This window comes from Streptomyces bambusae, from assembly GCF_019400985.1.
GTDB lineage: Bacteria > Actinomycetota > Actinomycetes > Streptomycetales > Streptomycetaceae > Streptomyces > Streptomyces bambusae_A.
The window spans coordinates 22,614-30,571 of record NZ_WTFF01000048.1 but is presented as its reverse complement, the minus strand read 5'-3'; the positions used below and the strand labels follow the sequence as shown (position 1 = coordinate 30,571).

At 73.4% G+C, this 7,958-nt stretch carries 7 protein-coding genes and 1 pseudogene; 5 read left to right on the top strand and 3 right to left on the bottom strand.

All coding sequences use genetic code 11. From position 1 onward, the window contains the following. The first annotated feature begins 153 nt into the window (after positions 1-153). Complete coding sequence (locus tag GPJ59_RS38440) at positions 154-411, top strand: acyl carrier protein (protein WP_308120216.1); 258 nt, start codon at positions 154-156, stop codon at positions 409-411. An 88-nt stretch (positions 412-499) separates the two neighbouring features. Here GPJ59_RS38440 and GPJ59_RS09980 read toward each other — a convergent pair whose 3' ends face one another. Continuing rightward, on the bottom strand, positions 500-2,503 hold the full coding sequence (locus GPJ59_RS09980; RefSeq protein ID WP_308120215.1) for an alpha/beta hydrolase family protein: 2,004 nt from the start codon (positions 2,501-2,503) through the stop codon (positions 500-502). Positions 2,504-2,565: 62 nt separating this feature from the next. Further along, positions 2,566-3,462: a TauD/TfdA dioxygenase family protein gene (locus GPJ59_RS09975; protein ID WP_219666123.1), complete on the bottom strand. Its 897-nt coding sequence runs from the start codon at positions 3,460-3,462 to the stop codon at positions 2,566-2,568. A gap of 183 nt (positions 3,463-3,645) precedes the next feature. On the opposite strand from GPJ59_RS09975, the pseudogene GPJ59_RS09970 reads away from it, so the two are divergent. The 4 genes and pseudogenes from GPJ59_RS09970 to GPJ59_RS09955 form a co-directional block, all read left to right on the top strand. After that, a pseudogene (locus GPJ59_RS09970) lies at positions 3,646-4,074 on the top strand (AMP-binding protein); the annotation flags it as partial. Between the two features lie 217 nt (positions 4,075-4,291). Next, positions 4,292-4,723, top strand: a complete 432-nt coding sequence (locus GPJ59_RS09965; protein WP_258024147.1) for a hypothetical protein — start codon at positions 4,292-4,294, stop codon at positions 4,721-4,723. 221 nt (positions 4,724-4,944) lie between these two features. Continuing rightward, on the top strand, positions 4,945-5,565 hold the full coding sequence (locus GPJ59_RS09960) for a potassium channel family protein (protein WP_219666127.1): 621 nt from the start codon (positions 4,945-4,947) through the stop codon (positions 5,563-5,565). Positions 5,566-5,726: 161 nt separating this feature from the next. After that, complete coding sequence (locus GPJ59_RS09955) at positions 5,727-6,149, top strand: DUF7144 family membrane protein (RefSeq protein WP_219666122.1); 423 nt, start codon at positions 5,727-5,729, stop codon at positions 6,147-6,149. 77 nt (positions 6,150-6,226) lie between these two features. Here GPJ59_RS09955 and GPJ59_RS09950 read toward each other — a convergent pair whose 3' ends face one another. Further along, positions 6,227-7,858 carry an MFS transporter gene (locus tag GPJ59_RS09950; protein WP_219666121.1) on the bottom strand — a complete coding sequence of 544 codons (1,632 nt, stop codon included), beginning with the start codon at positions 7,856-7,858 and terminating at the stop codon, positions 6,227-6,229. Positions 7,859-7,958 lie beyond the last annotated feature (100 nt).

Sequence of the window (7,958 nt, the reverse complement as noted above, 5' to 3'; positions counted from 1 at the left end):
CGACACCCCCCTCTGTCTCGTGGGCTAGGCGAGGTGTATAGGAGTCGGGCTCGGCCCCACCGCCGCATCACGGGTGCCCCCGGGCCGGCGGCTCCGCGGGCGGAGTCCGGCCCCGGCGGGCAGCCCGCGGACCCGGCCCCGGTCCCCCTCGACGTGCCCGCGCGGGTCGCCGCGCTCTGGGCGGAGCTGCTCGGCCATCAGGAGATCGCCGCGGCCGCCGACTTCTTCGAGCTGGGCGGCGACTCCCTGCTCGTCACCCGCCTCGCGCGCAGGCTCAGCGCGGAGCTGGGCGTACGGGTCCCGATCCGCGAACTGCTCCTCGCCCGTACGCTCGACCGCCAGAGCGAGGTCGTCGCCGCCCTCGCCGCCCAGGCACCGGCCCCCGCCGCGACCGAGGCCGAGGCCGGCTGACCGTACCCGGACGCAGGTACGCACGTACGCGGAAGCCGCCCCCGGATGATCCGGGGGCGGCTTCCGCGTACGTGGCGGGGGCGGCTGGTCAGGCCTGCCGGGCCGCCGAGAGGTCGGTCCGGGGGATGCCCGGCGCCTCGAAGCCGAAGACCTGCCCGTAGGCGGAGAGCTCGGCGTGCAGGCAGGCGACGACGGTCTGTGCCATGCGGAAGCCGTGCTGTTCGTCCTTGAACGTGAGGTACGCGTGCGGCACCCCGTTCTCCCGCATCCGCTCCAGGAACCGTTCGGTCTGGACCGGCGGACACACGGCGTCCTCCAGCCCCTGCAGCAGCACGAACGGCGCGCGCACCCGGTCGGCGCGCCGCAGCGGCGAGACCTGGGCGTAGCGTTCGGCGGCCTGCGGCCACGGGCCGATGAGGCTTTCGAGGTAGCGCGACTCGAAGTCGTGCGTGCCCTGCGCCCGCCACTCCTCCGGGTCCAGGAGCGGGAAGTAGATCCCGGCGACCCGGTACAGTTCCGGCTCCGCGGCCAGCGAGGCCGCGGCGGTCCAGCCGCCCGCGCTGCCGCCGCGGATGCCGATGCGCGCGGGGTCGGCCTTCCCCTGCGCGACCAGGCCGCGGATCGCGGTCGCGCAGTCGGGTACGTCGACCACGCCCCAGCCCTCCCGCAGCCGTTCGCGGTAGGCGCGCCCGAAGCCGGTGGACCCGCCGTACTGGACGTCCACGACGCCGATGCCGCGGCTGGTGAAGAAGGCGGTGGAGAGGTCCGCCACCAGCTGGCTGCGGGTGGTGGGACCGCCGTGCGCCTGCACCACGTACGGGGGCAGTTCGCCGTCCGGGGCGGTGAAGCCGGGGTTGTGCGGCGGGTACACGTACGCGTGCACCTCCTCGCCCTCCGGGCCGCGGAACACCGCGTGGTAGCCCGGGGGAAGGTGGTCCACGTTCGAGGTTTCCGCCGCCGAGGTGTCCGCCGCGCGCAGCACTTCCGGCGCCCCGCCGTCCGGCCCGATCAGCAGCAGCTCGCCCCGGTTGCGCGGGCCGGCGGCCGAGGCCACCACCCGGTGGCCGTCGGTGGCCAGCGCCGCCCATTCCGTGAGCTCCGCGCGGCCGTCCAGGTCCCGTAGCGAGCCGTCGGCCTCCAGGAGCGCGAGCCGCCGCGCGCCCACCCCGTGCGTGACGAACATCCGGCCGCCGCCCACCGGGAGGAACCACTGCGCGCCGATGCGCCAGAGCGCCTCGCCGAACTCCTCCTCGCGCTCGCACAGCGGGCGCACGGAGCCGTCGAGGCCCAGCTCGTGGAGGTTCCACCAGCCGGTGGTGTCGCTCAGCGCGTACAGCACGCCGGGCCGGTCCGGGGCCCACTCCGCCTGGCTGACGGCGACGCCGGGCCCGCCCGCAAGCACGCGGGCGGGCCCGAGCGTGCCGTCCGGGCGGACCGGCGCGCACATCAGCTCCGTACCGTCCCAGGGCATCCTCGGGTGGTCCCAGCCGAGCCAGCACGCGAACCGGCCGTCCGGGGAGACCTTGGGGCCGGTCATCAGGTGGTGGCTCGCGGCCAGGACCCGTACGGCCGCCGGGTCCGCGGCCGCCGCGCCGTCCAGCGGCAGGGCGACCAGGTCCCGGCGGACCTCGGAGCGGTCCGGGGTGAGGGCCACCTCGCGCAGGCACCAGACCTCGTCCCCGACGCGGGAGAAGTCGGCGTAGTGCGCCCCGCCGGGCAGCGCGGGCTCCGGGCTGATCGGCTCGGGCCGGACCGGCTCCTGCGGGCCGCCGGGCACCGCCCGGTACACCCGCTGGTCGTCCCAGTGGGTGAACACGAACCCGGCGGCGGGGTCCGCGCCCAGCGGCAGCCACGGCCGCCCTCCGTACTCGATGACCCGGGTGCGCACGTTCCACCCGGGCCCCAGTACGTCGCCGACCGAGCCGTCGGGCGCGCGGCGCACCAGCGCCACGCGTCCCGACTCGCCCGGGCGCCACTCGGTCCACCAGACCTCTTCGCCGAGGAATGCGGCGTACTCGACCTTCTTCTGCCCGGCGGCCGCCGCGTCGGCGCCGATCGGTGAGGTCCAGGTTCCGTAAGGGGACGTGCGCACCTGTGTCTCCGTCATGTGCGGGGTCGGGTCGTGGTCGTCGGGTCCGAGCGGCGCCGGCCCGCTCAGTCCCGGCCCGTGCTGTAGGCGGAGGTGTCGCCGCACAGGGCCACGCTGGGCCGGCCGTCGACGCCGACCGGGGTGGGGGCCACGACGGTGACGCGCTCGCCGCGGCGGTACTGGTTGCCGTAGTCGTAGATGGCGTAGTGCGCCGTCGACTGGTTGTCCCAGATGGCGATGTCGCCGACCCGCCACTGCCAGCGCACGGTGTGCTCCGGCTTGGTCAGGTACTCCTGCATGACCCTGATCAGGTCGCGGGAGGCCTGCGGGGGGTAGCCCACGACGCGGCGGGCGAACCCGCCGAGCAGCAGCGACCGTTCGCCGGTCTCGGGGTGGACGCGGACCGCGGGGTGCTCCGCCTCGTACGGGGTCGAGATGTAGGCCCCGCGCTCGATGACGGTGTCGTCGGTGAAGTCGCAGTCGTTGCTGTGGACGATCCGCAGCTGGTCGGCGAACTGGCGCAGTTCCGCCGGCATGCCGGCGTACGCGGTCGCGGCGTTGGCCCACACGGTGTCCCCGCCCACCGGGGGGATGACCTTGCTGTGCAGGAACGCGAAGGCCGGCGGGCGCTCGATGAACGTGAGGTCCGTGTGCCAGTGGTTGGCGCGGGTGCCCTGCTTGGAGTCCATCTCCCGCAGGTTCGGACGGCCTTCGGGGGCGTCGTAGATCGGGTGTCCGAGCGTCAGCTTGCCGAAGCGCGAGGCGAAGGCGGTCTGCGCGGCGTAGTCCAGGTCCTGGTCGCGCAGGAACACCACCTTGTACTGGAGCAGGGCGGCGCGGATCCGGGCGATCGTCCCGTCGCTCAGCTCGGCGCCCGCGTCCACGCCGCCGATCACGGCGCCGATGTTCCCGGTCAGCGGGGTGACCGTCACACCGGTCTGCGCCTGCAGGGTCTCAGTCATGGCTCTCTTGCCTTTCCCGTGGGGATTCCGGTCCACCGGGCGCTGCCGGTTCACCGGATTGACTTTCCAACTCTGGCAATAGGTTGCCATGATTGTGACTCGCCTGGCAATATTGCCTGGCATGAAGCTCCTGAAGACGCGGACCGGCTCTGTGCCGTCTCGACGAACAGTGGAGGACTCCTGATGGCCACGCCGACTCTGGCAGCGCCGACTTCGGCCACGCCGGCTCCGACCGCCCCTCCCGGGCACCCGACCGGCACGCCCCGCCCCACCGGAGAGGGCGAGCCGCTGCCCGTCGGCCCGCGGCCGCCGGTACACGAACTCGTCGCGGAATTCGCCCGGACCACCCCCGCCCGCACCGCCGTCAGCAGTGGCGCGCGCAGCATCGACTACGGGGACCTCGACGCCTGGGCCGCCCGTATCGCGGCCGCGCTCACCGAGGCGGGCGTCGGCCGCGGCGCACGTGTCGGCGTACTCGTCGAACCGTCCCTCGCGATGGTGGCCGCCGTACTCGGCGCGATGCGCTGCGGAGCCGCGTACGTACCCGTGGACGTCTCGCACCCCGACCTGCGCGTCACCGACATCCTTGACGACGCCCAGGTCGACGCCGTACTCGTCACCGACGCCTCACGCCCCCGGCTCAGCGGGCTGGACGTACCCCTGGTCGACGCCGGGTCCGGCGCCCGGGGACCGGCGGCCGGCGCCGGGGGCGGCGCAGCGGGCGGCGCAGGGGCATCCCGGTGCGGCCGGACCCTACAGGCGGCACTGGCACTGGCGGCGCTCGCCGGACCGGGCGCCCGTCGACTACGGGGGCGCCGTGTACGGCTCGATGCTGGCCGCCTCCGTGATCGTCGGGGCGGGCACGCTCGGCAGATTCCCCCGGGTGGAGCTGGCCGCCCTGCTGCTGTGCACGGGCCTGGTGTTCTGGGCCGCCCACGTCTATGCGCACCTCTTCGGCATCTCCCTGGCCAACGAGCACCTGACCTGGCGCGAGTTCCGGGCGGTGTGCAACGGCGAGCGGTCCATCGTCGAAGCCGCGGTGCCGCCGACCGCCGCCGTGGCGCTCAGCCCCCTGCTCGGGCTGGACCTCAAGGGGACGGTCTGGCTGGCGCTCGCCGTGGCCCTGGCCGGCCAGATCGGCTGGGCCGTCGCGGGATCCGTACGCGCGGGGGCGCCGCGGCGTCTGGTCGCCGTGTCCGCCGCGGTGAACCTGGTGCTCGGCGCGGTCATCGTGGGCGCCAAGTCGGCCCTGTCCCACTGAGGCGTGCCCGACGGTGGACGGCGACGCGGCGGCAGGCCGGGGGCAGGCCTGCGGGTCACGGGGGCACGGGTCACAGGTCACGGGTCACGGCAGGACGCCGCGGCGCGCCCTTCCGTGTGCACACCGGCGCCCGCGGCACCGTATGCCGGTTGTCCGGGGGTGCCTTGGTCCATGCTGTCACCCAGGGCAGGTCAGGCTCGGGCGGGAGGCAGGAGGCAGGCATGGACGCGACGGGCTCCGGCCACGGCAGCGCCCCGCCCGGCGAAGCCCCGGCAGGCGGAACACCGGCAGGCGCGTCCGGCAGGCGCCGGCCGACCCGGGCCGCGGTGGTGGTGACCCTGCGGTCCACGACCACGGCCACCGTCCTCGTCGCCGCGTACTACCTGCTGCCGTTCACCCGGCACCACGTCGACGTCACCACCCTCGTCCTCGGCCTGAGCGCCGTCGCGGTCATCTTCGCCCTGCAGATCCAGTCGATCACCCGCTCCGCCCACCCGCGGCTGCGTGCGGTCGAGGCGCTCGCGACCACGATGCCGCTGTTCCTGCTGCTCTACTCGACGACCTACTACGTCCTGGAGGAGTCCGTACCCGGGAGCTTCACGGAACCCCTCAGCCGCACCGACGCCCTGTACTTCACGCTCACCGTGTTCAGCACCGTCGGCTTCGGGGACATCGCGGCCCGTACCGAGCCCGCGCGGCTCGTGACGATGACGCAGATGGCGGGCAACATCCTCGTCCTCGGCGTGGCCACGCGGATCCTGTTCGGGGCGGTGGAGGCAGCCGTCCGACGCCAGTCCGCGGGCACCCGGGAAGCGCCCCACCGGGGTCCTTCCGCCCCGTAGGAGGCGGGTCCGGCGGCCGGCGCCCGATGGTCGAATCACCCGTCACGGGCGAAGGCACCGCCGGCCCGCGCACCGATCCTGAAGGGGATCGGCGGGGTCCCCATCGGAGGGGCCGGACCGAGCAGGTATGCGCCGGCCCGTGGAGAAGAAGAAGGATCACCATGGCACACACACCGACCACGTCACACGGCCACTCCGACACGGCCCTCGCGGCTGCCGGAGGGCTGGTCGTGTTCGCTGCCGTGATGCTGCTCATCGTCGGGGTGCTCGACATCATCCGCGGCATCATGGGCATCGCCCAGGACGAGGTGTTCATCACGACACCCAACTACATCTTCCAGTTCGACGTGACCTCGTGGGGGTGGCTGCACCTCATCTTCGGCATCATGGCCGCCGTCGTGGGCGCCGCCCTCTTCAAGGCACCTCTGTGGGGACGGGTCGCGGGAATCGTCATCGCGGCCTTCGTCATCCTCGTGAACTTCCTCTCCCTGCCGTACTACCCGTTCTGGGCGATCATCGCCATCGCCATCAGCGGCTTCGTCATCTGGGCGCTGTGCATCGTCTCCCCGGAGGACATGCGGTGACGGGGATCTGACGCCCCTTCCGCGTACGCGCCGGCACGTGGCACGCCCCGTGCCGGCGCCGCGCGTACCGGCGGGGGTCACTGTTGCGGGGCGGCCGATCCGCTCGCGGAACGGGGCTGGGAGGCCGGGATCCGGTTGGTGAAGAACAGCGCGAGGAGTGCGGTGACGCCGAGGATCCCGAGTGCGGCGCGCAGACCGTCGAGCCGGGCCTCGGCATTGGCTTCGAGGGCGGCCTCGGACACCTGCGGGCTCGCACCCGCCTGGTCGAGGGCCGCCCTGAGGTCGGCGTCGGAGAGGAAGGGCACACCGCTGTCGAGTTCGGCGGCCGCCTGGGCCTTGACCGTATCCGGAACGGCCGGGTTCTCCTGGACACTGGCGATGAACGAGGTCGTCAGCACCGCGAGCATGACCGATCCGGCCAGGGCCGTGCCGATCGACGCACCGAGGTTGGTCACGGAGTTCTGTACGCCGCCGACCTCGGCGCTGCGCTCGTCGGGGACTGCGGAGACGGTCACCGAACCCAGCTGGGACGCCAGCGCGCCCATGCCGAGCCCGATCAGCAGCAGCGGGACGGTGACGATCTCGGGGCCCGCGTCGGCATCGAGCGCAGCCATCAGGACCAGCGCGCCGGCCAGCAGCGCCAGGACGCCGAGGCGTACCACGCGGCGCGGTGAGACGTCCGGCAGCAGACGGGGGATCAGAAGCGCCGCGGCCATCAGCGTGACCGACAGCGGCAGGATGCGCACTCCGGTGCCCAGGGCCGACAGGCCGAGCGCGACGGACAGGTAGAGCGGGACGAGGAAGAACACGCCCATCTGCACCAGGTACTGGAAGAAGAACATCGTCAGACCGCCGGTCAGCTGCCGGTTGTGCAGCAGCCCCGGGTCCACGAGGGGTTCCCCGCCGCGCCGGGCGACCCGGGTCTCCCAGGTGAGGAAGAGCCAGATCAGGAACGTGCCCGCCATCATCAGCCACGCCACGAGCGAGACCCCGAGCCAGGCCGGCGCGTCGGGCTTCGGCAGGAACCAGCCCCAGACTCCGGACCGCAGCACCCCGAAGACGAAGAGTCCGAGGCCGAGGATGGACAGCAGGGCGCCGACGAAGTCGATGCGGGGCCGGGCCTCGGCCGGCGCGTCGGCGACCCGCTTGGAGAGCAGCAGGATGGCGATCACGAGGATGACCTCGCCCGCGAAGACCCAGCGCCACGAGAAGTAGGTCGTCGCCGCCCCGCCGATCAGCGGCCCCACCGCGATCGCGACGGCGCCGGCCGCGGTGACGAGCCCGTACGCGGCCGGCCGCCGTTCGGTGGCGAAGTTCTCGGCGACCAGGGCCACGATGGCGGGCAGGATGAGAGCCGCTCCGATGCCCTCCAGGAAGGACCAGCCCAGCAGCAGCACGGGCAGGTTCGGGGCGATCGAGGTCGTGAACGACCCGCACCCGTACACCGCGCCACCGATCATGAACGCCCGCTTGCGGCCGATCAGGGCGCCGACCTTGCCGCCGGGGATCATGAACATCGCCATGACGAGGGTGTACGCGGTGATCGCGCCCTGGATCCCCGACACGGTGGAGCCGACGTCCTGCGCGACCGTCGCGATCGAGACGTTCATGACCGAGCTGTCGAGTGCCATCAGGAACTGCGCGGACGCGAGCGCCAGCAGGACGGTCCGGGCGGATGCCGGAACCGTCGGGGTGCCTCCGGGTGCCATGACGGAAAGCATCCCAGCAGGGGCGCGGCTGCCCGGCCGCGACGCGCCACGTCCGGGCGTGCCGCGCCCCCGCCGCTGCCGGTCACCGGCAGCGGCGGGG